The organism is Pelagibacterium nitratireducens (assembly GCF_037044555.1).
Lineage (GTDB): Bacteria > Pseudomonadota > Alphaproteobacteria > Rhizobiales > Devosiaceae > Pelagibacterium > Pelagibacterium nitratireducens.
In genome coordinates, this window is sequence record NZ_CP146275.1 from 2,910,035 (window position 1) to 2,934,559 (window position 24,525).

The 24,525-nt window shown below is 60.4% G+C and carries 27 protein-coding genes and 2 tRNA genes; 15 read left to right on the forward strand and 14 right to left on the reverse strand.

Annotated features, from left to right (window positions below; genetic code table 11):
• Positions 1 to 17: 17 nt before the first annotated feature.
• The 6 genes from glpK to V6617_RS14390 all read left to right on the forward strand — a co-directional run bounded on the left by glpK (position 18) and on the right by V6617_RS14390 (position 5,636).
• Positions 18 to 1,511: a glycerol kinase GlpK gene (gene glpK, locus V6617_RS14365; protein ID WP_338607645.1), complete on the forward strand. Its 1,494-nt coding sequence runs from the start codon at positions 18 to 20 to the stop codon at positions 1,509 to 1,511.
• Between the two features lie 99 nt (positions 1,512 to 1,610).
• Positions 1,611 to 3,404, forward strand: coding sequence for an SLC13 family permease (locus V6617_RS14370; protein WP_338607646.1), 1,794 nt, complete (start codon positions 1,611 to 1,613; stop codon positions 3,402 to 3,404).
• A gap of 58 nt (positions 3,405 to 3,462) precedes the next feature.
• Positions 3,463 to 3,957, forward strand: a complete 495-nt coding sequence (locus V6617_RS14375) for an MgtC/SapB family protein (protein ID WP_338607647.1) — start codon at positions 3,463 to 3,465, stop codon at positions 3,955 to 3,957.
• Between the two features lie 80 nt (positions 3,958 to 4,037).
• Positions 4,038 to 4,220 (forward strand): DUF3008 family protein, encoded by a 183-nt coding sequence (locus V6617_RS14380; protein ID WP_338607648.1) that lies wholly within the window; start codon positions 4,038 to 4,040, stop codon positions 4,218 to 4,220.
• A gap of 227 nt (positions 4,221 to 4,447) precedes the next feature.
• Positions 4,448 to 4,672: a hypothetical protein gene (locus tag V6617_RS14385; RefSeq protein ID WP_338607649.1), complete on the forward strand. Its 225-nt coding sequence runs from the start codon at positions 4,448 to 4,450 to the stop codon at positions 4,670 to 4,672.
• Positions 4,673 to 4,742: 70 nt separating this feature from the next.
• Entirely contained in the window at positions 4,743 to 5,636 is an 894-nt protein-coding gene (locus tag V6617_RS14390) for an aminoglycoside phosphotransferase family protein (protein ID WP_338607650.1), read from the forward strand.
• A 27-nt stretch (positions 5,637 to 5,663) separates the two neighbouring features.
• On the opposite strand, the gene V6617_RS14395 is transcribed toward V6617_RS14390, so the two are convergent.
• The 8 genes from V6617_RS14395 to murA all read right to left on the reverse strand — a co-directional run bounded on the left by V6617_RS14395 (position 5,664) and on the right by murA (position 11,224).
• Positions 5,664 to 5,739: transfer RNA gene (locus V6617_RS14395), tRNA-Phe, on the reverse strand.
• Between the two features lie 177 nt (positions 5,740 to 5,916).
• Positions 5,917 to 6,132 (reverse strand): DNA gyrase inhibitor YacG, encoded by a 216-nt coding sequence (gene yacG / locus V6617_RS14400; RefSeq protein ID WP_338607651.1) that lies wholly within the window; start codon positions 6,130 to 6,132, stop codon positions 5,917 to 5,919.
• Positions 6,133 to 6,134: 2 nt separating this feature from the next.
• The gene (locus V6617_RS14405) at positions 6,135 to 6,776 is read right to left on the reverse strand and encodes a Maf-like protein (RefSeq protein WP_338607652.1); all 642 of its coding nucleotides are present in this window, start codon (positions 6,774 to 6,776) and stop codon (positions 6,135 to 6,137) included.
• Positions 6,777 to 6,795: 19 nt separating this feature from the next.
• Positions 6,796 to 7,014, reverse strand: a complete 219-nt coding sequence (infA, locus tag V6617_RS14410; RefSeq protein ID WP_004435948.1) for a translation initiation factor IF-1 — start codon at positions 7,012 to 7,014, stop codon at positions 6,796 to 6,798.
• Between the two features lie 131 nt (positions 7,015 to 7,145).
• Positions 7,146 to 8,105, reverse strand: a complete 960-nt coding sequence (locus V6617_RS14415) for a UPF0262 family protein (RefSeq protein ID WP_338607653.1) — start codon at positions 8,103 to 8,105, stop codon at positions 7,146 to 7,148.
• Positions 8,105 to 9,397 carry a histidinol dehydrogenase gene (hisD, locus tag V6617_RS14420; RefSeq protein ID WP_338607654.1) on the reverse strand — a complete coding sequence of 431 codons (1,293 nt, stop codon included), beginning with the start codon at positions 9,395 to 9,397 and terminating at the stop codon, positions 8,105 to 8,107. Before hisD ends, V6617_RS14415 begins: the two co-directional genes overlap by 1 nt.
• 21 nt (positions 9,398 to 9,418) lie before the next feature.
• Positions 9,419 to 9,877 (reverse strand): DUF2948 family protein, encoded by a 459-nt coding sequence (locus V6617_RS14425; RefSeq protein WP_338607655.1) that lies wholly within the window; start codon positions 9,875 to 9,877, stop codon positions 9,419 to 9,421.
• A gap of 54 nt (positions 9,878 to 9,931) precedes the next feature.
• Positions 9,932 to 11,224: a UDP-N-acetylglucosamine 1-carboxyvinyltransferase gene (murA, locus tag V6617_RS14430; RefSeq protein ID WP_338607656.1), complete on the reverse strand. Its 1,293-nt coding sequence runs from the start codon at positions 11,222 to 11,224 to the stop codon at positions 9,932 to 9,934.
• 392 nt (positions 11,225 to 11,616) lie between these two features.
• Between murA and V6617_RS14435 the strand changes: the two genes are divergently transcribed.
• The 4 genes from V6617_RS14435 to V6617_RS14450 all read left to right on the forward strand — a co-directional run bounded on the left by V6617_RS14435 (position 11,617) and on the right by V6617_RS14450 (position 13,210).
• Positions 11,617 to 11,691 (forward strand) — tRNA-Thr (locus tag V6617_RS14435).
• A gap of 82 nt (positions 11,692 to 11,773) precedes the next feature.
• Positions 11,774 to 12,364 carry a hypothetical protein gene (locus tag V6617_RS14440; protein WP_338607657.1) on the forward strand — a complete coding sequence of 197 codons (591 nt, stop codon included), beginning with the start codon at positions 11,774 to 11,776 and terminating at the stop codon, positions 12,362 to 12,364.
• Positions 12,365 to 12,494: 130 nt separating this feature from the next.
• On the forward strand, positions 12,495 to 12,824 hold the full coding sequence (locus tag V6617_RS14445; protein ID WP_338607658.1) for a hypothetical protein: 330 nt from the start codon (positions 12,495 to 12,497) through the stop codon (positions 12,822 to 12,824).
• A gap of 65 nt (positions 12,825 to 12,889) precedes the next feature.
• Positions 12,890 to 13,210: a hypothetical protein gene (locus V6617_RS14450; protein WP_338607659.1), complete on the forward strand. Its 321-nt coding sequence runs from the start codon at positions 12,890 to 12,892 to the stop codon at positions 13,208 to 13,210.
• A gap of 5 nt (positions 13,211 to 13,215) precedes the next feature.
• Here V6617_RS14450 and V6617_RS14455 read toward each other — a convergent pair whose 3' ends face one another.
• Entirely contained in the window at positions 13,216 to 15,516 is a 2,301-nt protein-coding gene (locus V6617_RS14455; RefSeq protein WP_338607660.1) for a Tex family protein, read from the reverse strand.
• 214 nt (positions 15,517 to 15,730) lie between these two features.
• Between V6617_RS14455 and V6617_RS14460 the strand changes: the two genes are divergently transcribed.
• On the forward strand, positions 15,731 to 16,078 hold the full coding sequence (locus V6617_RS14460; RefSeq protein WP_338607661.1) for a hypothetical protein: 348 nt from the start codon (positions 15,731 to 15,733) through the stop codon (positions 16,076 to 16,078).
• Between the two features lie 67 nt (positions 16,079 to 16,145).
• On the forward strand, positions 16,146 to 16,814 hold the full coding sequence (locus V6617_RS14465) for a L,D-transpeptidase (RefSeq protein ID WP_338607662.1): 669 nt from the start codon (positions 16,146 to 16,148) through the stop codon (positions 16,812 to 16,814).
• 69 nt (positions 16,815 to 16,883) lie between these two features.
• Here V6617_RS14465 and V6617_RS14470 read toward each other — a convergent pair whose 3' ends face one another.
• Positions 16,884 to 17,546 (reverse strand): OmpA family protein, encoded by a 663-nt coding sequence (locus V6617_RS14470; protein WP_338607663.1) that lies wholly within the window; start codon positions 17,544 to 17,546, stop codon positions 16,884 to 16,886.
• A 435-nt stretch (positions 17,547 to 17,981) separates the two neighbouring features.
• On the opposite strand from V6617_RS14470, the gene hemA reads away from it, so the two are divergent.
• Positions 17,982 to 19,262: a 5-aminolevulinate synthase gene (hemA, locus tag V6617_RS14475; RefSeq protein WP_338607664.1), complete on the forward strand. Its 1,281-nt coding sequence runs from the start codon at positions 17,982 to 17,984 to the stop codon at positions 19,260 to 19,262.
• A gap of 100 nt (positions 19,263 to 19,362) precedes the next feature.
• Here hemA and V6617_RS14480 read toward each other — a convergent pair whose 3' ends face one another.
• Together V6617_RS14480 and mscL are read right to left on the reverse strand one after the other, a co-directional pair.
• Positions 19,363 to 19,998, reverse strand: a complete 636-nt coding sequence (locus V6617_RS14480; RefSeq protein WP_338607665.1) for a response regulator transcription factor — start codon at positions 19,996 to 19,998, stop codon at positions 19,363 to 19,365.
• Between the two features lie 444 nt (positions 19,999 to 20,442).
• A complete protein-coding gene (gene mscL, locus V6617_RS14485) occupies positions 20,443 to 20,883 on the reverse strand; it encodes a large conductance mechanosensitive channel protein MscL (protein ID WP_338607666.1) in 441 nt (146 codons plus the stop codon).
• Between the two features lie 144 nt (positions 20,884 to 21,027).
• Between mscL and V6617_RS14490 the strand changes: the two genes are divergently transcribed.
• The gene (locus V6617_RS14490; RefSeq protein ID WP_338607667.1) at positions 21,028 to 22,641 is read left to right on the forward strand and encodes a hybrid sensor histidine kinase/response regulator; all 1,614 of its coding nucleotides are present in this window, start codon (positions 21,028 to 21,030) and stop codon (positions 22,639 to 22,641) included.
• Here V6617_RS14490 and V6617_RS14495 read toward each other — a convergent pair.
• Positions 22,638 to 23,234 (reverse strand): TetR/AcrR family transcriptional regulator, encoded by a 597-nt coding sequence (locus V6617_RS14495; protein ID WP_338607668.1) that lies wholly within the window; start codon positions 23,232 to 23,234, stop codon positions 22,638 to 22,640. The two genes, V6617_RS14490 and V6617_RS14495, sit on opposite strands and share 4 nt — an antisense overlap.
• Before the next feature lie 71 nt (positions 23,235 to 23,305).
• On the opposite strand from V6617_RS14495, the gene V6617_RS14500 reads away from it, so the two are divergent.
• Positions 23,306 to 23,731 (forward strand): VOC family protein, encoded by a 426-nt coding sequence (locus tag V6617_RS14500; RefSeq protein WP_338607669.1) that lies wholly within the window; start codon positions 23,306 to 23,308, stop codon positions 23,729 to 23,731.
• 3 nt (positions 23,732 to 23,734) lie between these two features.
• Here V6617_RS14500 and V6617_RS14505 read toward each other — a convergent pair whose 3' ends face one another.
• Positions 23,735 to 24,397 carry a response regulator transcription factor gene (locus V6617_RS14505; protein ID WP_338607670.1) on the reverse strand — a complete coding sequence of 221 codons (663 nt, stop codon included), beginning with the start codon at positions 24,395 to 24,397 and terminating at the stop codon, positions 23,735 to 23,737.
• Positions 24,398 to 24,525: the final 128 nt, after the last annotated feature.

The following is a 24,525-nucleotide window of genomic DNA, read 5'->3' on the forward strand; positions in this document are numbered from 1 at the left end:
TGATGGGAGGAGACGCGATGGGGAGTCATATTCTGGCCATCGATCAGGGCACGACGTCCAGCCGGGCGCTGGTTTTCGACGCGGCCATGAACGTTGTCGGTCAGGGCCAAAAAGAGTTCGCACAGCATTTTCCCCAAAGCGGTTGGGTTGAGCATGATCCCGAGGACATCTGGGAATCGGTGGATTATGCCATCCGAACAGCGTTGAAGCGCGCCGGGCTGTCCGCTGACGATGTTGCCGCCATCGGGATTACCAACCAGCGGGAAACCACGCTGGTGTGGGACCGGAAATCCGGCAAGCCAATTTATCGCGCCATCGTCTGGCAGGATCGCCGGACCGCCAGCATCTGCAATCAACTCAAATCGGCGGGCAAGGAAGCGCTGGTCACTGAAAAGACGGGCTTACTGCTCGATCCTTATTTTTCGGCCACCAAGGTCAAGTGGTTGCTCGACAATGTCGAAGGCGCGCGGGCGAAAGCTCAGGCGGGGGATTTGGCGTTTGGCACCGTCGATACCTATTTGATCTGGCGCCTGACCGATGGCGCGGTGCACGCGACCGATGCGACCAATGCCGGGCGCACGCTTTTGTTCGACATCGAAAAGGGCGAATGGGACGATCAATTGCTCGCGCTTTTCGATATCCCCGCTTCCATGCTTCCTGACGTTCGCGATTGCGACGGCGATTTCGGGCAGACCGATGCATCCATTCTGGGCCGGGCGATCCCCATTCGGGGTGTTGCAGGAGACCAGCATGCCGCCGTGATCGGGCAGGCCTGTTTTGCGCCCGGCATGATCAAATCGACCTATGGGACGGGATGTTTTGCCGTACTCAACACCGGCGATACGCTGGTGCGGTCGCAGAACCGGCTGTTGACAACGATCGCCTATCGGATGGGCGGCAAGACAATTTATGCGTTGGAGGGCTCGATCTTTGTGGCCGGGGCCGCCGTGCAGTGGTTACGCGACGGACTTAAGATCATCGGCAAGGCATCGGACTCCGGGCGGCTGGCAATGGCGGCCGATCCGAAGCAGAACATCTATCTGGTGCCGGCCTTTGTCGGGTTGGGGGCCCCCTATTGGGATGCGGAGGCGCGCGGTGCCATGTTCGGGCTGACGCGCAATACCGGGCCTGAGGAATTTGCCCGCGCGGCGCTCGAAGCGGTCTGCTACCAGACCGCAGACCTACTCGATGCCATGCAAAAAGACTGGACCGGCCACGGCGCCGCAACAGTGCTCCGCGTGGATGGCGGTATGGTGCAGTCCGACTATACGATGCAGTTTCTCGCCGACATTCTCGATGCGCCGGTCGACAGGCCCCATATGCTCGAGACAACGGTGCTCGGTGCTGCCTGGCTCGCCGGCCAGGCCATCGGGTTATGGCCGGGACAAGACGAGTTTGCCCGAAGCTGGGCCCGCGAGCATCAGTTCGTGCCCGAAATGGACAGCGCGGTGCGCGAGGAAAAACTGGCCGGTTGGCGCGATGCCGTGAGCCGCACATTGTCCGGGCGATGAAGCCCAACCCACCTGCCTGAAAAAGAATACCGAATTGATTCTGACCGCTTTCCAACCAAGGGTGGCATCGAATAGAGTGCGCCGTGGACCGAGCGGAGGGTGCATTTGTTCGCTAGCCTGATTGAGCCCTATGGCGCGCTGATCGTCAGTGTCGTCATTGTCGGTCTCTTTATCGCGTTTGCCCGGGAGTGGCGCTCGCCGGAGGTGAGTGCGGCCATCGCGGTTTCCGTCCTTATCGTTCTCAACATCGTTTCGGTCGACGATCTGCTCGGGGTACTTTCCAACAGTGCTCCGGCGACAATTGCGGGAATGTTCGTGATCTCGGCGGCGCTCGTGCGCACCGGAGCGCTGGAAAGTTTCGCGACCTGGGCCACCGCCGGAGCCCAAAAGCACCCCTATCGCAGCCTGATTTCCTTCTTGCTGGCCATCGCAGTGATGTCGGCATTCATGAACAATACGCCGCTCGTGATGATGATGATCCCGGTGGCCGTTGCCATGGCCCGGCAGATGGAAACTCCGGCCTCCAAGCTGCTCATCCCGGTTTCGTTTTCCGCCATCCTGGGTGGAACGTGTACCCTGATCGGGACCTCAACCAACATTCTGGTCGACAGCGTCGCGCAAAGAAGCGGCATGGAGCCGTTCCACATCTTCGAAATGGCGCCGGTGGGTATCGCTATTGCCGTGGCCGGTATCGCGACGATGCTGCTTGCCCGCGGCCTGCTGCCCGACCGAACGACGGTCTCCTCGATTTCGCTTTCAGAAACGAGCAAGAAATTCGTGCTCGAAGCCGTGATCGAGGACAACTCCCCCCATGTGGGCAAAAAGGCCCGCGAGGTTGCGGCTTTCAATCGCTCGGACCGTCAACTCATCGACGTTCTGCGCGCCAGTTTTTCGCTGCGCCGGCACATTCATGACGTCGTTCTGCAGCCCGGCGACGTCGTGGTGCTGCGCACCTCGGTGGCCGAATTGCTATCGATGAAAGAAGAAGGCGACCTCAATGTGCCCGAATCCGAGCACATGCAATCGCTCGGCAGCCGGTCCTCTTCGATCGTCGAAGTTCTGATGGGACCGAGTTCGGGCATTCTGGGCAAGACCCTAAAACATCTGCGCCTGCGCCGGCGCTACGGTGTCTATCCGCTGGCGCTGCACCGCCGCGGCGCCAACCTGGCGGAGCGGTTCGAAACCGCGCCCATCGAAGTCGGCGATACTTTGCTGATCGAGGGGGCGCCAGAAGATTTGCGGCGCATGGTCGAAGACTATGATCTGGTCAATGTTTCCGAGCCTGCCGAACGCGGTTTCCGCCGGGCGAGAGCCCCCATTGCCATTGGCGTGCTGATCGCCGTGGTCGTGGGCGCGGCGTTGGGGCTGATGCCGATTGCAGGGCTTGCCGTGATCGGTGCGGCCACTGTCCTTGCCACACGCTGCGTGGAGCCCGACGAGGCCGTACAGGCGGTCGACTGGCGCATCCTGGGCCTCATCATCGCCATGCTGGGCGTCGGGGTCGGCATGGAGAATGTCGGGCTGGTCGAAGGTATGGTGACCTTTATCGCGCCCTATCTGGTGGCGCTTTCGCCACTGTTTGCGCTTGGTGTGGTTTATATCCTTTCCTCGATCCTCACCGAGGTCGTGACCAACAATGCGGTCGCGGTGATCGTTACGCCGGTCGCAATCGGTCTGGCTGCGGGCCTTGGGGTCGACCCACGTCCGTTTGTGGCGGCTGTCATGTTTGCCGCGAGCGCCAGTTTTCTTACCCCGATCGGGTACCAGACCAATACGCTTGTCTATAGTGCCGGGGGGTACAAGTTCTTCGATTTCGTGCGCATCGGCGCGCTCATCAATGTCGTGGTTTTCGTTGTCGCCATGATCATGATCCCCATCGTCTGGCCCTTCTGACATTCGGAACTCCCCGGCTCGCCGCGCGTTCCCATCGGGAATTTGTGGGGACCGAGAAATGGAAGATTTCCTCGCTCTGGGGGGCAATCCAACGCATGAAGCTTTTGGTGTGCTTGCCGTGCGTCTGGCAGTTGCGGCCGTTCTGGGTGCGCTGATCGGGTTTGAACGTGAAATCAAGAAGCACCCCGCCGGTTTGCGAACACATATGCTTGTATCGACGGCCGCGGCGGCATTCACCATCATGACGTTCGAAATCTATCATGAGATGGTTGATCTGGGCGCCGACACGATCGCACGTCTTGATCCGATCCGCGTCATAGAGGCGGTAACGGCCGGTGTTGCCTTTCTTGCTGCGGGCGCCATCATACGCTCTGGCACAGACATCAAGGGACTGACAACCGGCGCCGGTCTGTGGATGGCCGGGGCGATTGGCGTTGCGGCGGGGTCGGGCTTTTTTTCCGTGGCCGTGATGGCGACGGTTCTGGTGCTCATCATCACCATCGTGCTGGGCCAGTTCGAGAAGCGCTTCCTTGGTGACGAGGACGATCTCTAGCCAACACGATAACGTTTGCTGCCGGAACCGGGTATCGACAGCATCGTTTTGCCCTCTCTCGATCTCGATGGAGGATGAACATGCCAGCCAAATCCAAAGCTCAGCAAAAAGCGGCAGGCGCCGCGTTGGCCGCAAAGCGCGGCGAAATCGAAAAGAAAGACCTCAAAGGCGCTTCGCGCGAAATGGTCGATTCGATGACCGAAAAAGAACTCGAAGAGTTCGCTTCAACCGACCGCAAGGGGCTTCCCGACAAGAAGGACTGAGGGCCCCGCCCCTTCTGTTGGTTGCAGGAGACTTCTGTCGGCACGGTGCGCGCTGTCGGGTATGTCTGTCGAGCGGATTGGTTACAATAAATATCGAATTTGCGCCCATCGCTTCAATTGGATTTTACCATGGAGGTTTAGTGTTGTGGGTAGGTTGGGGGTATGCGCTGGTCCGACTCAAATGCACTCCGTATCGGTGTGTGTGTTGAAAGCCACGGAGACGCCCAATGCCGACTGCATATCTTCTGGCAAAGGATCGCATTGAACAGGCGAGAGCCATGCTGGCCAATGAAGTCTGGTACGATGCGGGGATGGATCATCTCCTCGAAGTCGCACTGGCACGGCTTGATGAACTCGATGCAAGACTGACCGAAGATCCTCCCCGGACGCCTCCAAGACAGCCGGAAGGCTCGCCGCGCGTACGGCTCATGCCATGGCTGGAAAAGCGCTAAACTGCTCCCTTTCCCCGGAACCAGACGGCGCGCCCGAAATTTGCTAGAAAGCGTGTGTATCGAACCAACAGTGATTCTTTCCCGGCGCGCGCCCAAACGCTTTCCACAGGGGGTTCCGATCGGCACCGCACCGCACGACACAGTCCTCAACAAGGCCGCCATCCGCTGGAGCCTTTCCAAGATTACCCAGGTGGCCGAGACATCCGTTGCCTGGACCTACAAGGTCCAGCGTGACGATAACAGCCACGCAGCCTTGCGTATCTACAAGCCCGGCACTGTCGACCCCGAAAGGGCAGGAAACCTGCTCGAATGGTATCGCGGGGATGGGGCGATACGCCATTTCGGCACGGCGGAGAACGCCGTTCTGACCGAGTGGGCGGAAGGCAGGATGCTGTCCGAGCCGGCGCTTGACGGCAAGGACGCGCAGGCAACGAGCGCCATCGCCAACCTTGTTGGCATGCTCCATGTCAGCCGTCCGGACGAACCGGACAATCTGGTGCCGTTGCGCGAATATCTGAGCGATTTTTTTGCCGCCGACGTGCGGATATGGCCCGACACCGCGCGCGATCTCTATGCCCGCTCGGTGGGCATTGCCTACGCGACGCTCGACAAACCCGCAGCTGAAATTCCGCTCCACGGCGCCGTTCATCACGATCGGATCGTTCTGGCCGAGCGGGGTTGGATCGCGCGTTCCCCCGTGGGGCTTTGGGGCGACCCCGCCTATGATCTGGCGGCCAGCTTTCTGCACCCCTGGGGAAAGGTCGAATTGGCGGCCGATCCTGTTCGGATCAATGCCATGGCCGATGCCTTTGCCACCAAGCTCGGCCACAAGCGCAAGCGCATCCTGGCCTTCGCGGCAATCTATGCGGCCAATTCAGCCTGTCAGGCGCTTGCCGCCGGCGAATCCATCAACTGGCATTTGGCCGTTCTGCCCAATCTTCTGGCGGTCTACGATCTGGCTTGATTGTGCGAAGCTGGATGCTGGGGCAAGTGGTGCCCAGGGACGGAATTGAACCGCCGACACGCGGATTTTCAATCCGCTGCTCTACCAACTGAGCTACCTGGGCATCGGGTCGGGGCTCTTGCGGGCCTCGTGTTGGTGGCCGGGTTATAGGCAGTCAGGTCCGGGCTGTCCAGCGTCCGGAGAAGAAATTTGTGGGCAGTCCATACTTTTTCCCAAACCGCTGTCCGGACATTCAAAAATCGACGAACCCGCCGGCGGGGCGCTGCGCATTTAGGGATGATCAGTCCTGGTCCTCATCGTCCGGCAAGAACGAGTCTGCATCGTACTCGTCAGCCGAAGAGGTGGCTCCGGGGATCACATAATTGCCCGTGAGCCAACGGTTGAGATCGACGTCGGCGCAGCGGGCCGAGCAGAAGGGATGGAACTGCTGCACCGAAGACTTGCCGCAGATCGGGCACGGTTTGGGTGGCCGTAGTCGCGTTACATTGGTGGGCATGGTTACACCCCTGGAAGGGCCGTCGCGTTGAGCCAGTTGAAATGGACGGGGTAGCCCTCGCCGGTCAACAGGCCGACAGTTTCAAACAGCGGCAGACCCACGACGGCGGAATAAGACCCGCTGAGCTTGACCGCAAAGGCTCCGGCAATGCCTTGAATGGCATAGCCGCCCGCCTTGCCGTTCCATTCGCCACTGGCCAGATAGGCCTCGATTTCCTTGTTGGAAAGGCGCTTGAAGCGGATGCGGGTATCGACCAGCCGTTCGCGGGCCTGCCCGGATGCGGAAATAACGCATACGCCGGTAAAGACCCGATGCGCACGGCCCGACAGCAGCCGCAGGCAGCTTGCCGCCTCGTCCATGGTTTCGGCCTTGGGCAGAATGCGTCGTCCCACGGCGACCACCGTATCGGCGGCAAGGATCACCGATTCGGTCGCCAATCCCGCCTGACGCGCCTTGTTGCGAACCTCGAAAGCCTTGGCGTGCGCGAGGCGCTGGGCCAGGCGGCGCGGCAACTCGCCCTTTTCGGGAGTCTCGTCAACATGGGCGGGAATCAGATGGTCGGGCTCGATGCCGATCTGGTTGAGGAGCGCGAGCCGACGCGGCGAGGCCGAAGCAAGAATGAATTCGGGGCGTCTGCTGGACACTATCGGCTCACTGAGGAGTTTACTTGAAACGGTAGGTGATGCGGCCCTTGGTCAGATCGTAGGGCGTCATCTCCACGAGCACCTTGTCGCCGGCCAGAACGCGGATGCGATTCTTGCGCATGCGCCCGGCTGTATGGGCGATGATCTCGTGTTCGTTCTCGAGCTTGACGCGAAATGTCGCGTTGGGAAGCAATTCGGTGACAACGCCCGGAAATTCGAGCACTTCTTCCTTTGCCATTCTTTCTCCTGATATTGCCCCATGACTGATCGCGAATGCGGACCGAGGCCTTCCTAAGGCCCGCACTCAACTGCGGGGCGCGATTTGGCGCGCAAACTAAACGCAAACGCAAATAATTGAAAGTCCCTGATTCAGGCGCTTTTTCCGGCCCTGGTCAGCATGGGCTCGAGCACACCACGCAGCTTGATATCCATGGTATCACGCAACTCGCGATAGGCGCCCAGGACCAGTTCCCGGCTGCCTTCGATTTCGGAAGGATCGGGCGTCGCCCAATGTTCCATGATGGCCGCTTCGAGCCCGCGTTCAGCAACGGCGATGTTGGCATCATCGGCCAGAGTGACGATGATGTCGAAGTTGGAGGCCACCAGTTCGTCCATGGTATGCGGTGTGTGAACCGACATGTCGATGCCCACCTCTTCCATGACCTGATGGACGAAATGGTCGACCTTGCCCGAGCGCACACCGGCCGAGCGGGCAACGAGGCGTCCGGGGAAATGCTTACGGGCCAGGGCCGCAGCGATGGGAGAGCGCACCGAATTCATCGAACACACGAACAGGATGGTGGGCAACTGGCTTTCCTGCTCGGTCACCCGAGCCGCGTAGGGCTGGACGGCACAAATAAGGGTGAACAGCCGACGCGCGGTTTCGAGATCCATGACCAGTTTATTGTCGAGCCGCTCGATCAAGAGTTCGGCTGCCTGGTTGTGCAGGCCGCGCCGGCCCATATCGACGGCCTCGATCTGAAACGTCGAGGCCGAACGGATCGCCTCGTAATAGCTTTCGCGGATGCGGAAATAGTCCCGAATCAGGCTCCTGAACGGGGTGAGCGAAAGATAATGCGCGGCAATGGGGCTGAACGTTTCGGGATGCCGGACGTCGAGCACGATATGGTTGTGAATGATCGACAGGTGCAGCGCGTAAGGGCCGTTGGCGGTGACCCGTGCGGGGTAAAAGCGGTTGGTGTCGATAAGGTCGTAGATGGCGACGCGCCATTCATGGACCTCGTCGGGATCGACCGAGGTGATCGTTGTGGGATCGAGCGTAACCGTGACGATCCTGTCGGTCTCGGGATCGAAGGGCCGCTTTTCCATCAGCGATTGAGCCTTATCGATACCGACTTTCCATGAGCCTGGAGACCTTCGGTTTCGGCCAGGGTCACGGTGGCATCTGCCAGTTCGGCCAAAGCCTGGGGCGTGCAGCCCAGGATCGATGTGCGCTTGACGAAATCGAGGACACCGAGCCCGGACGCAAACCGGGCCGAGCGGGCCGTGGGCAGCACGTGATTGGAGCCGCCCACATAATCGCCGATCGATTCGGGGGTGTGGTGGCCAACGAAAATCGCGCCCGCATTGCGAATTTTGCCGATCCACGGTTGAGGGTCGTCGAGCGCAAGTTCGACGTGCTCGGATGCGATACGATTGGCCAGCGGCATGGCCTGTTCGAGGCTTGCGACCGTGATGATCGCGCCAAACTCTTCCCAGCCCTGACGCGCGTTATCTGGTGCCCGTAGCGTTGCCAACTGCCTTTCGACTTCGGCAAGGACAGCCTTCGCCAATTGTTCGTCTGTGGTCAGAAGGATCGATTGGGCCCCAGCCCCATGCTCGGCCTGCGCCAGCAGATCGGCCGCAACCCAGGCGGGATTGGCCGAACCATCGGCAATGATGAGCACTTCGGAAGGTCCGGCGATCATATCGATGCCCACCGTGCCGAAAACCTGGCGCTTGGCTGCGGCCACATAGGCGTTGCCCGGCCCGGTTATCTTGGCAACGGGTGCGATCGTTTCGGTACCAAAGGCCAGCGCCGCAATCGCCTGTGCGCCGCCGACGCGATAAATTTCGGTGACGCCGGCGATCCTGGCCGCGGCGAGAATGGCCGGATTGACCACGCCGTTGGGCGTCGGCACCACCATGGCCAGGCGTTCCACGCCTGCCACCTTGGCCGGAATGGCGTTCATGAGCACCGAGGAGGGGTAGGATGCCAACCCTCCAGGCACATAGAGCCCGGCGGCTTCGACCGCCGTCCAGCGGCTTCCCAGCGTAACACCGATATCGTCGGTATAGATGTGATCGGTGGGCTTTTGCTTTTCGTGATGGGCTGTGATGCGCTTGTGCGCCAGTGTCAACGCATCGCGAATTTGCGGCGAAACCGCCCCGTAGGCTGTATCGATCTCCTGGGCAGAGAACCGCATGGTTTGGGGCGTGAGTTCGAGACCATCAAATTTCCGGGTCAACTCGATCAGCGCGGCATCGCCGCGGGCCCGCACGTCGGCGATGATCGCCGCGACGGTTTCGCCCACCTCGACCGAGGCTTCGCGCTTGGAGCCCAGCAGCGTTTCGAAGGCCTGCGCAAAGCCCGGGTCAGCGCTTGAAAGAAGTGCAGTCATGGTTGGCTGATCGCGCCCCGGTCAGTCGACGTCGTGCTTGGGCTGGGCCTTGGCGGCCCAGACGCCGCCGAGATCGCGAAGACGCGCTTCGAGACATTCAGCGTCCAGCCGCACCCTGCCACCGCCCGCAAACGTAAGCAAGACCTGCCCAGCCGGGGCATCGTTCGGTTCAAAGGTCACGGCGAGCAGTTCGAGAACGCCATCCTTGGAATTGAGATCGAACCCCTCGGCATGGGCCGCAGTGACGTGATCGAAATGCAACCCGGCGCGCTTGCGCTGCCCCCGCTTGTCTCCGGCCTCCCAGGCATAACGGTTCATGAGCAGCACGAAGCGCCGATCATTTTTGGAATAGCCCATATCGCCCACGCGGACGACAGCATCCTGCACATGGGCGGAAACGATCTCGAGGTCTTCGCTGTCGAGCGCCAGAAGCTTGAGGTCGGTCATGGTTGCCTTGGGTAGGGGATCGATGGAGGTCATGGCGAACATCTGGGCATTTACGGCCCAAAGTGCAAGCCTATTATAGCCGCTTGCTTAACCGGCAATCCGCTCGATCTCCGCCCCGCAGCGCGAAAGCTTGTTTTCGAGGCGCTCGAAACCGCGGTCGAGATGATAGATGCGGTTGACCACCGTTTCTCCACGCGCCGCCAGCCCGGCAATGACCAGCGAGACCGACGCACGCAAATCGGTTGCCATCACCTGGGCGCCCTTGAGTTCGGGGACGCCGGTCACGGTCGCGGTCTGTCCATCGACGTGGATGTTTGCGCCAAAGCGCGCGAGCTCGGCCACGTGCATGAAGCGATTCTCAAAAATGGTTTCCTTGATCGCCGATACCCCGCTCGAGCGGGCCATGAGCGCCATGAACTGGGCCTGCAGATCGGTCGGAAATCCGGGGAACGGATCAGTTTCGACATCGACGGGCATGATGCCGTTTCCATTGCGTTTGATGCGCAGACCGCCCTGCTCGGTGGTAACGTCCACCCCGGTGCGGACCAGCACGTCGAGCGCCGACTGCAACAGCTCGGGCCTTGCATTGCGCAGGAACACTTCGCCGCCCGTCATTGCCGCCGCAAAGGCATAGGTGCCGGTCTCGATACGGTCCGGAACCACCTCGTGGATCGCCCCATCGAGCTTTTCCACACCTTCGATGACCAGCCGTCCAGTGCCGATGCCAGAAATTTTCGCGCCCATGGCGACGAGGCATTCGGCCAGATTGGTCACTTCGGGTTCGAGGGCGGCGTTTTCGATTGTCGTGGTTCCCTGGGCAAGAGTCGCTGCCATCATCACCACATGAGTGGCGCCGACCGAGACCTTGGGGAACCGGACGCTGGCACCCTTGAGCCTGCCGCCCGGTGCGCGCGCCAGCACATAGCCGGCATCGATTTCGATTTCGGCGCCAAGCTGGCGCAAACCGTCGAGATAGAAATCAACCGGCCGCGTGCCGATGGCGCAACCGCCTGGCAGAGAAACCTTGGCATGACCTTCCCTGGCCAGCAGCGGACCGATGACCCAAAAGCTGGCCCGCATTGTCGACACAAGTTCGTAAGGTGCTGTCGTGTCGACGATATCGGAGGCCGTGAAGGTGATCCGCTGCCCGCCCATTTCGGTGTCGCCGCGCCGCCGTCCATGCACGGCGATGTCGACGCCGTGATTTTCGAGGATGCGTTCGAGTTGCTTGACGTCTGCCAGGCGCGGCACGTTGACGAGCACCAGCGGCTCTTCGGTCAGAAGCGAGGCGATCATCAGGGGCAGAGCCGCGTTCTTGGCGCCCGAGATGTGGATTTCGCCATTGAGCTGATTGCCACCCACGATGCGGATGCGGTCCATATGGCACTCCTTGGACAGGGATTTCTGCGCGAATCGTCCTGGAACAGGCGATGCGAAGGTTGAAGCTGTTGGTAGCGCAGCCCGGGACGGGCCGCAAGAAACGGTGGTTCAGGTATCTTTTCTGCCGGTTGGCTCAGGTTTTGAAGTGCCCGTTGCCTCTTGTTGGTCCGACTGATCGGTCGGCGCGGTTCGTGCCTTGGCCTGTGCTTTACGGCGACGAAGATTTTCCCGCAGCTTTGCGGCCAATCTTTGGTCGCGATCCGGATTGGACATGGACTGGACCCTGTCGGATATCGTTGGCGTTCTAGTGGCAGTTTTTTGCCCTTGCGTCCACACATGGCCTGTGGCAGTAGAGGCCCGCATTCGGATGGCTCACGGGCCATCACGCCGGCGCTGCTGTAGCTCAGTGGTAGAGCACTCCCTTGGTAAGGGAGAGGCCGACAGTTCAATCCTGTCCAGCAGCACCATTTTCCCTCTTCGGTATCGGCATGTCCAGTTTGAGGCAACGTTGAGCGGTTGCCGTGCGTTGTTGGGAAAAGGAGAGTGTTCATGGAAAAAATCATTGCCGCCATCGTCACCGTATTTCTGGTTTCGCCGGCTCTGGCCCAGCCGGTAACGCCGGCGGCGCCCGTCGCGGCGGAGGTGACTGTGGTTCCCGGCGAGGTGGAGGCGCCGCAACCTGGAGCAGACGACCTCGATGAGCCGGTGCCCGACAATCCCTATTACGACGACCGCTCGACCGCCGCTGCGGTCATTGAATCGCTCTACAACGCCATTAGTCGCTCGGAATATCTGCGCGCATGGTCCTATTTCGAGCATGAGGACGGCATCGACCAGCAGGCCGATTTCGAAGCCTTTGCCGCCGGCTATCAGGATACCGAATCCGTCCAACTGATTGTCGGTCCCGAAGTCACCGAAGGTGCCGCCGGGACGATCTATTACACCATCCCGGCAGCCATCGAAGCGACCATGGCCGACGGAACAACCGCCCGTTTTGCGGGGTGTTACACCCTTCGGCTCGCTCAACCTGCGGTTCAGGCAACCCCACCTTTTCGGCCAATGGCCATCACCGAGGGCGAACTCGATCCTGCCCAGGGCTCTCTGGACACCATCCTTCCGGGGAGTTGCGAACCGCAATAGCGCTTGGCCCTGCGATACTGCGACAGTTGAGCAACAGAACGCTGTCTGCGCGCGTCAGGCAGCGACAGGGATGTTGAGACGGCCAGCGATTTGAAGTTGAGTGGCTTGAAATCGTGGGTGGGATTTGGTGATGCGCGTTGCGGTAGCATCGGTGGTGGGTATTTTGGGGCTGGGATTTACCAACCCTGCGTTGTCGCAAGGTTTTTCCAACATCGAGGCGATCAATCGGTGTGATGCCTATGTCGAGAGCGCCATCAGGCCGGAAATCAGCGAGAGCTTCAAGGAGCGCTACAAGATCACCTGCTATTTCGGCCTCATCGATCCATTGATCCATGAAGACCACGAGGGCGTTTGCCTGCGCACCTCCCGCGCTTTTCCCGGCAGGGCCGGCGAGTTGGCCGAGCTTATGTGTGTGGGCGCCTACCAGAGCTATCTCGATGAAGCGGGGGCCGCGCAATAGAGGTTTGGGAACCGGGAGGCGGTCCTGATCGTTTGACCCTGCACACAAGTGCATGGAGAACCGCTATGGCTGATTTCAGTTTAACCAATGGCTTGGAAAAGCCCGCCAGATCCCAAATTCGCGAGTTGCGGCGTCAACTCGATTCCATTTCCAAAAGCCTTGCTGATCACGGGCTCGATTTCGACGATCTGGCCGACGACGCCGGAGATTTCATCCATGGCGCCCGCAAGAATGCAAGGCGGGCAACCAAGCAGGCGCGCAAGGATATCGACGTTCTTTCGCGCGCCGCACACAAGGCTCCCGCCAGCGCCGGCGCGGTACTTGTCGTGGCGGCCGCGGTGGGATTTGGGCTTGGTTATCTCCTGCACATCGCCCAGGAGCACTGACCTCTCTATTTGCTTCGACGCAAGGCATCGCTCAACGCGGCGCCGAGTGCGCCCTGCGAGGGTGAGGATTGAGCGGTTTTTTTCGGCCGGGGCGTATTGCGTTCCGGCTGCGCCGTTTTGGCGTGACGGTCAGGCGAAGCGTCGCGCCGCATGGACAGGCTGATCCGCTTTCGCCTAACGTCGACTTCGAGCACCTTGACCTTGACCACATCACCGGCCTTGACGACCTCGTGAGCGTCCTTGACGAAGCGGTCGGCGAGTTGGGAAACGTGAACCAACCCGTCCTGATGCACCCCAATGTCGACAAAGGCTCCGAAGGCGGCAACGTTGGTTACCGTGCCTTCGAGCATCATGCCCGGCTTGAGATCGGAGATTTGCTCGATTCCGTCGGCAAACGTGGCTGTCTTGAATTCCGGCCGCGGATCTCGGCCGGGCTTTTCAAGTTCGGCTAGAATATCGCGGACCGTGGGCAACCCGAAGGTGTCATCGACAAAGCTGTGTGGGTCGAGGGTTTTGAGCGCAGCGCTGTCGCCCATCAACTGGCGGATATCGCGGCCGCAGGCGGCCACTATCTTTCGCGCCACGCCATAGGCTTCGGGGTGGACCGAGGACGCATCGAGCGGTTCGGAGCCATCGCGGATCCGCAGGAAACCGGCAGCCTGTTCAAAAGCCTTTGGGCCGAGGCGCGAAACTGACAGCAATTGCTTGCGGGCTGAAAACGCTCCATTGGCATCGCGATGGGCGACGATGGCTTCAGCGAGTGCGCTGCCAAGCCCCGACACCCGCGCAAGAAGCGGGGCCGATGCCGTATTGAGATCGACGCCCACCGCATTCACCGCATCTTCCACCACGGCATCGAGCGCCTTGGCGAGCCTGTATTGATCAACATCGTGCTGATACTGGCCCACGCCGATCGATTTGGGCTCGATCTTGACCAGTTCGGCCAGAGGATCCTGCAGGCGGCGGGCGATGGAGACCGCGCCGCGCAGGGAAACATCGAGTTCGGGGAGTTCGTTGGACGCCGTTTCAGAGGCTGAATAGACCGAGGCGCCCGCTTCGCTGACGACAACTTTCATCGGCTTGGGTGCGGGGATCATGGTCAACATCTCGCTCACAAGTCGCTCGGTTTCGCGGCTGGCAGTACCATTGCCGATGGCGACCAGATCGATCTTGTGCCGGGCAACCAGTGCCGTCAGCGCGGCAAGGCTGCCCTGTATGTCGTTGCGGGGCTGGAACGGATAGATGGTCGCTGTATCAAGCACCTTGCCAGTGGCATCGACCACAGCCACCTTGACCCCCGTGCGGATTCCGGGATCGAGGCCCATCGTGGCACGATTGCCGGCCGGCGCGGCCAGCAGCAGGTCCTTGAGATTGCGCGCAAAGACCGTGATCGCTTCGTCTTCGGCCCGCTCGCGCAGGCGCCCCATCAGATCGACCGAGAGGTGAAGCCAGAGTTTGACCCGCCAGCTCCAGCGCGCGACATCCATTAGCCACTGATCGGCGACCCCGCCATCGGCGCGGATACCGAAATGGGCGGCAACCATGGTTTCGGCGGGCTTGTATTTGCCTTCGGCGTCGGCATCGAGTTCGAGATCGACGGCCAGCACCTCTTCGTTGCGGCCGCGCAGCATGGCCAACGCCCTGTGGCTGGGAACTTTGGACCAAGCCTCGGCGTGATCGAAATAGTCGGAAAACTTGGCGCCCTGCTCTTGCTTTCCGTCAATGACCCTGGCCCGCAGGACCGCTTTGCGTTCCATATAATCGCGCAGCCGACCGATCAGTTCGGCATCCTCGGCAAACCGTTCAGCGAGAATGTCACGGGCGCCTTCGAGCGCCATTTTGGTATCGGGCACATCGTCTGAAAGGTATTTTTCGGCCTCGGTCAACGGCGTAAGCGAGCGATTTTCAAACAGGGTCTCGGCCAGCGGTTCCAGGCCGCGCTCGCGGGCGATTTCGGCCTTGGTGCGGCGCTTGGGCTTATAGGGAAGATAGATATCCTCGAGCTCAGATTTGGTCATGACCCTGGCGATCTGGGCGGACAGGTCGCTGGTGAGTTTGCCCTGTGAATCGATCGATTGCAGGATGGCCGCCCGGCGCGCTTCAAGCTCGCGCAGGTAGCCCAACCGCGTTTCCAGCGTCCGCAGTTGCGCATCGTCGAGACCGCCGGTGACTTCCTTGCGGTATCGCGCAACGAAAGGAACCGTGGCGCCGCCATCAAGCAGATCAACGGCGGCCCTTACCTGTTCGGGACGGGCCGCAATTTCGGTTGCGATGAGTCCGGCGATGGCTTTTGCGATGTCGGTCATGAGAATCCGGGACTGGTCAAACGATGGCCGGACATTAGGCGGCGATTATGGCGGGTGCAAAGCTTCAATCGTCCCATCCACAGGCTGAACCGCGACGGCCACCACCGATTTTGTGACCGCCGGGCAACACCGCTGCACGTGCAGATGTCCATCACTGCTCCGTGACCGGTGAGCGCCTTTTTCGCGCCACTATTGATGCGGTAACCCATAGGCCATGACGCGCTACTTGCCCATTTTGATGCTCGCCTTCGGGCTCTTGCTGGTTTCGGCCTCGTTCGCCTCGGCGCGTGCGCCCGAGACGCTGCCGGTTGGCGTGGACGCGCTTTGTCTCGATGCATCAGCCAAGGTTGCTTTCGACAGCGAGGCGCCCGAAAAGCTCGGCCGTTGCTGGAAGCAGATGGGTCTGGGCATTCTCGTACCGGGGTGCCAGTTCCATGCCGATCTTGCCCGCGTCGAACAACCGCCCAAACCCGATGCCCATAATTGCTGGCCCGCTCCTATGGAGCTGGTAGTCGACGACGACCCGCCGCAATTGCTCGATATTCCCCCGCCCCGCGCCTGAGATCGTGCCACGCCCCATCCTTTTTGACTGGTGAGCGCTTTGCGCCGCCAAACCATGAGATTTTGACATGTCCGAACTGACCCTTTCCCGGCGCGGCTTCATGGCCGGCGCTTCGAGCCTGCTCGCAGCCACTGCCGCCGGTTGTACGACCACCACGCAACCAAGAACCCAAATTCAGCTGCCACCGCCGATCTCGCCGGAGGTGGTGGCCATGTATGCGGCGATGCCGGAGGAACAATTTGCCGTTCCGGCGGTCGATTTGCGCTATCTCGACCAGAAATATTACCGTCAGCGCGTTCCGTACCCGACGAGCGAAAAGGTCGGGACGGTTATTGTCGATACGCCGAATTTCTATCTCTATCACGTCGAAGACGGCGGCACCGCCATGCGCTATGGCGCAGGCCTGGGCCGGGCCGGATTTGAATGGTCGGGCCGCGGGCACATTGCCTATTCGCGCGAATGGCCGATCTGGACACCGCCATCGGAAATGGTGGATCGCCAACCAGAACTCGAAAAATGGCGCAATGGCCAGCCCCCCGGGCTCGACAATCCGCTCGGCGCCCGCGCGCTCTATATTCATGAGGGCAATCGCGACACGATCTACCGCATCCATGGCACCGGCGAGACCTGGACCATCGGCCATGCCGTCTCGTCGGGATGCGTGCGTCTGCTGCATCAGGACGTCATCCATCTCGCCGACGCTGTGCGGTTCGGCTCGACGATCGTCGTTCTTTAAGGCCTGGTCCAAAGGAAAAGGGCGCCCCGGTTTGCCGGGGCGCCCTTTTTATTACAGATTCCGTCTCGGCTAATTGCGAATCGGAACGATCCGGATTTCGACGCGGCGGTTCTGGGCACGGCCCGCTTCGGTCGAATTATCGGCGATCGGGTTGGCCATGCCGCGGCCTTCAACAAAGAAGCGGCGCGGGTCGACGCCGAACTGGGCGAGCGTACGTTGCACCGAAGTTGCGCGCTGCTGGGAAAGCGTCAGATTGTAGCTCGCCGAACCCGTGGAGTCGGTATAGCCGATGATATCGACCAGGGTCTGGTTGTATTCCTGAAGCACGAGGGCGACCGAGCGCAGCGTGTTCTGGAAGGCGGGCTGGATATCGGACTGGTTGACGCCGAATGTAATGTTGGATGGCATGTTGAGGATGATGTTGTCACCCACACGCGTCACCGAAACGCCCGTGCCCTGGAGCTGGGCGCGAAGCTGAGCTTCCTGCTGATCCATGTAGTTGCCGATTGCACCGCCGGCCAGCGCACCGACGCCGGCGCCGATCAGCGCACCAACCCGGGCATCGCCCATCGCCGAGCCGATCAGCGCACCGCCGATGGCGCCACCGCCGGCACCCACCAGGGCTCCTCCCGCAGTGTTGGAAAGCTGGGATTCCCCGGTATAGGGATTGGTGGAACAACCAGCGAGCAAGAGCGCTGCTAGGGCTGTAAGGGCAACTGCCTGTTTTTTCATTTTAAGCTCACCGCTTTGTGATTGTCGCCGCGATCATTGCTGGCCAATTGCGGCAGGAACGTGATTGTGGCCGGTTTCCAAATGCGGTGGTTTTACCCTGACTTTGGCAATTTGTCAGTCCAAAGATACGAGCCAAAATTGCCGCCTTCAGCAGGTCCTCGCGTCATTGGGTCGCGCCGCCGGTACTCTTCACCCGATCACAATTATGGCTATAGTGCAGCGATCCTGTCCGATCGGCGTCGATTGCAAGGGCGTAATGGTGTGATTTGCCAATGACATCCTGCCCACCGATTTGATAAAGATCATGTCGCCCTGCGTTTTGCAGAGCATAAAAGACACTAAAGAAAAGACGCGGCCGTTTTCAAGGCTCGCCATATTACTATGTATAAAAGCGCCGCCGCACCTTAGTCCGGTGACGCCAGTGGAGTAGGCCTCATGGACTATCGCGGCATCTTCGAAGATGCGATCGACGCGCTTCGGGTTGAAAAGCGTTATCGCGTCTTTGCCGATATCGAACGTATTGCCGGGCATTTTCCTCGCGCCGTCTTCCGTGACAGCGCAGACAACGCCCGCGAAATCACCATCTGGTGTTCCAACGACTATCTGGGCATGGGCCAGCACCCCGCGGTGATCGGCGCCATGCAGGAAACGGCTGGCAAGCTCGGCGCCGGCGCCGGCGGCACCCGCAACATTTCGGGCACCAACCGCCCACTGGTCGAACTCGAGCGTTCGCTTGCCGACCTGCACCGCAAGGAAGCCGCGCTGGTCTTCACCTCGGGGTTCGTTTCCAACGAGGCGACGATTTCAACTGTTGCGCGACTGATCCCCGATTGCCTGATCCTGTCCGACCAGCTCAATCACGCCTCAATGATTCAGGGTGTGCGGCAGTCGGGTATGGAAAAGAAGATTTTCCGCCACAATGACCTCGACCATCTGCGCGACCTGCTCGCCGCGGCCGGCAAACAGCGCCCCAAGCTGATCGTGTTCGAATCCGTCTATTCGATGGATGGCGACGTTGCCCCGATCGAAGCGATCGCCGATCTGGCCGACGAGTTCGGCGCCATGACCTATATCGATGAAGTTCATGCGGTCGGCATGTATGGCCCGCGCGGCGGCGGCATCTGCGAGCGCGACGATCTTATGGACCGGATCGACATCATCGAGGGAACGCTCGCCAAAGGGTTTGGCGTCATGGGCGGCTATATAACGGCCAACAAGGCCATCGTGGATGCCGTGCGCTCCTATGCGCCCGAATTCATTTTCACGACCGCCCTGCCCCCGGCGCTTTGCGCGGCGGCCCGCACCTCGATCGAGCACCTCAAGGTCTCCAATGTGGAACGTGAAGGCCAGCAGCGCCAAGCCGGCCGTGTGAAACGCGTTCTGGCCGAGGCCGGTTTGCCGGTCCTGCCGACCGACACTCACATTGTTCCGCTGATCGTTGGCGATGCACGCCTGTGCAAGGCGGCCAGCGACATGCTGATGGATCGGCACAACATCTATATCCAGCCCATCAACTATCCCACTGTTCCCAAGGGCACCGAGCGGCTGCGCATTACCCCAACCCCCTACCATACCGACGACATGATCGCCGAGCTTTGCGACGCACTGATCTCGGTCTGGCAGGCACTGGAACTGCAGCGCGATTTCGACATGTCCAAGCTGATGGAAAACAAGCTCGTCGCGGGAGACCTGACACTGCCAACGGTTGGCGGATAGCATAGCCAGCCCCTGTGGCATTGGTCCGCGAACGCGATTTCGAGACGAACGGGGCATGTGCGAACACGCCCCGTTTGCGTGTGCGATCTCGAGTTGAGCACTAGCTCGTCAAGACGATCCGGATCAGGTCGGCGGTATTGCGGGCGCCCAGCTTTTCCATGACCCTGGCCCGATGCACCTCGATGGTGCGGGGGGAAATTCCCAACTCGCGCCCGGCTTCCTTGTTGGATTGTCCGTTGGTAACCAGTTGCAGGACCTCGCGTTCACGGGGCGTTAGTTGGGCAAAGCCGCGGATCTCGACTTCGCGCTGGCCATCCTGAGAGGGTTTGAGATGAACATCGCGCCGCAGGGTGTCACGCACCGCGCGGACGAACCGCTCGGAATCCACCGGCTTTACGAAAACATCGCTCGCCCCTGAGCGCATGGCCTCGACGGTCCCATCAACAAGCGGGCGATCTGCCAGCATGAAGACCGGAATGCCCGATCGCATATCCTTGATGCGCCGCAAGGCGGGCAGCATATCCTCGCCCTCCAGGTCAAAATTGAGAATCACCACATCCGGGCGCCGCTGTCCGAAGCGAGCGATGAAATCATCGCTATTGCGCGAAATGGCCGTTTGGAAGCCCTCGAGCCGAAACAGCACATCGAGTCCGTCACACGTGGGCTGGTCGCTGTCGACAATGTGAACCAGTCGGTCACGGTTGAGAAATGGCCGATAGGAAATTTCCGAATTCATTGCTTTCTCCAGTTCTTTCGGGATGCGTCATGCAAAACTGGCACGGCGAGCCCCCTCTCCGATTGAGCGTCAAAGGCAAATCCCACCGACCGAAGCCGGTGCCACGCTTTCAAATGCGCCGTCCAAATTCCGGCATGCAGCACCCGCCTGCCTCCGGGCTTGGGCCCGGAACAGTGGCACAGCGCTGGCGATGCCTTGCGTTCAGATCGACTTGGCGATTGCTAAGATGAATCGCGCACGAAGTTTGCTATAGGGAGCGGTTTTTGCCGTTCGGACTCTTCCCTATCACTGACTACGTAGCGATAGGACTATAATCTTATTCTAGCGAGCGCAATAGGATAAAATACGTAATCCAAATGCGGCATCCTAACTTATGATAAGAAAAAGCCCGCCATGGGCGAGCGGGCCTTTGTCCATATTTGCTTATTGATTCTGGCCGGGCGGCTAGCTTTGAGCCTTGAGAATGTCGCGGATCTCGGCAAGAAGAACTTCTTCGCGCGGCGGCGGGGCGGGTTCGGCCGGTGCTTCTTCGACTTTCTTTTCGCGCCGCAGCATGTTTATGCCCCTTACAAGCATGAACAGCGCAAACGCAACGATGGCGAATTTTACCACCGCATTGATAAACAGACCGATGTTGAGGGTGGCCACGCCTGCTGCCTCGGCAACCGCCAGGGACGGCACTGCAACACCCTCTGGATTGGACAGCACGATGAACAGGTTGGAGAAATCCACGCCGCCGAGCACCAGCCCGATGACCGGCATGAATATGTCGTCGACCAGCGAGGACACGATCGTGCCGAAGGCACCGCCGATAACAATACCCACGGCCATGTCGACCATGTTGCCTTTGACGGCAAATTCCTTGAATTCCTGGACGAATGACATCCCTATGCCTCCTGTCTTTGCTTCCGCTCCCGCGCGGCCTCCGGAAGCTAGCCCCGATTCACGGCCCCTGTCCATTGGGATGACTTGACATTTCCGCTCCCGGAGGGCCACGACAGCACTGGTGGGCGGGGTTAGGAGCACCGCATGTCCGATAGCGCAGTTCCAGAACAGCTTGCATTCGAGGCCGGTTTGACCGGTGCTGTCGACCACCTTCCCTATGGCCTTGCCATATTCGACTCCGAGCTGCTGCTGGCCACCGCAAACACCCGGTATCGTGTCGGCATGGGGCTGCCGCAGTCGCTGGTGCTTGCCGGCACGCCACTCGACGACATATTGCTGTTTATGGCGCGGAGGGGCGATCTTGGCCCTGGAACGCCGCAGGTGGTCGCCGATCAGCGGCGGCGGCTCATAACCGCCGAACCCACGACCCTGACACAGCGAACCAACATTTCGGGCCACCAGCTCGAAATCCACACGGCGCTCCTGCCCGATGGCGGGCTGCTTATTTCTTTTTCGGATGTGACGGACCGGGCGCGCGCCGAGGCAGCGCTCGAGCAGGTCAATCACACGCTGGAAGAACGGGTCAACGATCGGACCCGCGCCCTGACCCTTCTCAATGCGGAACTGGAAAAGGCCCGCGCCAAGGCCGATGCCGCCAATCACGAGAAAACACGGTTTCTGGCAGCAGCGAGCCATGATCTCCTGCAACCGCTCAATGCGGCGCGACTCTATACCTCGACGCTGTTCGAGCGTACGCGCGGTACGCCCACGGCCGAACTGGCGTCATCGATCGATGCCTCGCTCAATGCAGTCGAGGACATCATGTCGACCCTACTCGACATCTCGCGCATGGATTCGGGAGCGCTAAAGGTCACGCGCACCAACATCGATATTCTCGATCTTCTGAAAAAGATCGAGATCGAGTTTCAGCCCCTGGCCGCTGAGAAAAACATCAATCTGCGGGTCGTTGGCGCATCATTCACCGTGCGTTCGGACCGTATGCTGCTGGCCCGGGTTATCCAGAACCTGGTGTCGAACGCCATCAAATACACCCGCCCTGGCGGGAGCGTGCTGGTAGGGTGCCGCCGGCGTGGCGACAGCGTGCGTCTGGATGTCATCGACACCGGCATCGGAATTGACCGTCATCAGCATCAGATGATCTTCACCGAATTCTCGCGGCTCGAGCAAGGCGCCCGCATCGCGCCCGGCCTGGGGCTGGGTCTGTCCATTGTGCAGCGCATTGTTGCCGCGCTCGACCATCCGATGGAGATCGACAGCACAGTGGGCAAGGGTTCACGGTTTTCCATCAGCGTCCCGCTCATCGCGATGGCGCCGCGTGCGCCCGATCCGGTCGATGCGCCGCTCGTACGGGAAAGCAGCCAGCTTGAAGGACTGCATGTCCTGTGCGTCGACAATGAGCGTTCGATCCTCGACGCGATGTCGGGCTTGCTGGAAAATTGGGGGTGCGATGTACGCATAGCGACATCGCTGAAGGAAATTGCACAATTGGGGATGCTGGAGGGCTGGGTGCCCGATCTGGTGCTCATGGACTACCATCTCGACCAGACCTCCGGGCTCGATGCAATCGAGTGGCTCAAGCAGATCGTCGGTGGGCACCTGCCCACGGTGCTGGTAACCGCGGACCAGACACCGGCGGTTCGGCAATTGGCTGAAACGCGTGGCACGCCGGTCCTTAACAAGCCGGTCAAACCCGCCGCCCTGCGCGCCCTGCTCAGCCAGATGAGCAAACAGCTTTAAGCACGACGGGCAAGCCCGGCCAAAAGCGCTTTGAGAACAGTTTCCCATTCGGCTCGGTTTCCCCCGGCCGCAATGGCCAAGGCGGCCCTGTCGAACGCCGACGATATGATCTGGGTCAGCGGGCCGAGGGGCAGCGGTGGCATCGTTCCTGCCTCGATGGCCATGTCCAATCCCTCCTGAAGGGTGCGCGCGCTGTGACACATATCAATGGCCTCCGCTTCGGCATGACCGAGAACGGCCGGCGCATCAAGCAGCAGCAGTCGGGTGCGCCCGGGAACCGCCATAGCGTCGAGATAGGCGCGTCCACCAGCCAGTAACGCATTGTTCGGATCGGTTCCCTGCGGAGAGGACTGTTCGATCTCAAAGGCTACCGCTGCGGCTTCGGCGTCAACAACGGCGGCAAACAAGGTCTGCTTGTCGGAGAAATGGTGGTAGAGCGCGCCTCTGGTCACGCCGGCTTTGCGGACGATCTCAGGGGTCCCGATTTCGCCATATGGCCGCTCGGTAAACAATTGGCGCCCAGCCGTGATCAGCGCGGCGCGGGTTGCATCCGATCGTTCCTTGTTGCTCCGTTTTGCAGATTCTCTTTGCATACATGCAGCCTGTATGTTATTTCAAACTTACATACAGACAGTATGTTTCTTTTCGATAGAAGGAAAGTCCCATGCACCCCACCAGCTTTTATCCGGTCGTCATGACCGACAATGTGACCTCGTCGGCAGCGTTTTACGTCGAAAATTTTGGGTTCCGAGTGCTGTTTGACAGCGACTGGTACGTCCACCTGCAATCGAGTGCCGACCCGGCAATCAACTTTGCGGTGCTGGACAAATCACACCATACGATTCCGCAAGGGCATCGCGGCCAGACCGGTGGTGTCTTGCTCAGTTTTGAAGTCGAAGATGTCGATGCTCAATATGACCGGCTGAAAGCGGCAGGCGTGAGCATTGTTCTCGATATCCGCAACGAAGATTTCGGCCAGCGCCATTTCATCGTCACCGATCCCAACGGAGTTCTGGTCGATGTGATAAAACCCATTCCGCCCAGCGCCGAGTTCGCTGCACAATACGCTCCCGAGGCATTGCCGCAGTAATGATTAGGCCTGTTGATCCTCAACGAGCTGGGCAAACTGGCCCTGCTCGATCTTGGCGGCGGCGATCACCGCCTGGGTGCGGCTGTCGACGCTGAGTTTTTGCAGGATTGCCGAGACGTGCGCCTTGACCGTGGCTTCCGATATGGACAGCTCATAGGCGATCTGCTTGTTCATCAACCCGTCGGAAAGCATCATCAGTACGCGAATCTGTTGCGGGGTGAGCGTTGCAAGCCGGGCGAGCACTTCGGTCTGCTCGTCCTGTCCATCGAGCGAGACGCCCTCAGGCACCCACAGCCCACCCGCCAGTATGGTGTCGATCGACTCGCGGATGCGAGCCGCGGATTCGGATTTGGACAAAAACCCCGATGCGCCCAGATCAAAGCACCGCCGAATGACCGAGGTGTCCTCGACAGCCGAGACGATCATCACCGGGACTTCGGGGAATTGTGCCCGCAAAAGAAGCAGGCCCGAGAAGCCGCGTACACCGGGCATGTTGAGGTCGAGCAAGACGAGATCACAGTCGCGGTTGGCTTCAAGCGCCGCACTCAACCCTTCGATATCGCCGGCCTCCTCGAACACCATGTCGCTGTCCCGGCCTTCAAGCGTCTGGCGCAGCGCGGCGCGGAAGAGAGGATGATCGTCAACGATGATGATACGGTGGCTCATTGGGGCGCGGGACCTCGCCGGGGCAGGAACGGTTCTTGAGACTTTTAGACCCCAAGAGTAAACACAATGGAGATAATGCGAAGATCGTGTCGTGAATCAAGCGTTTGTGGTCATTTGGGCCGATTGAG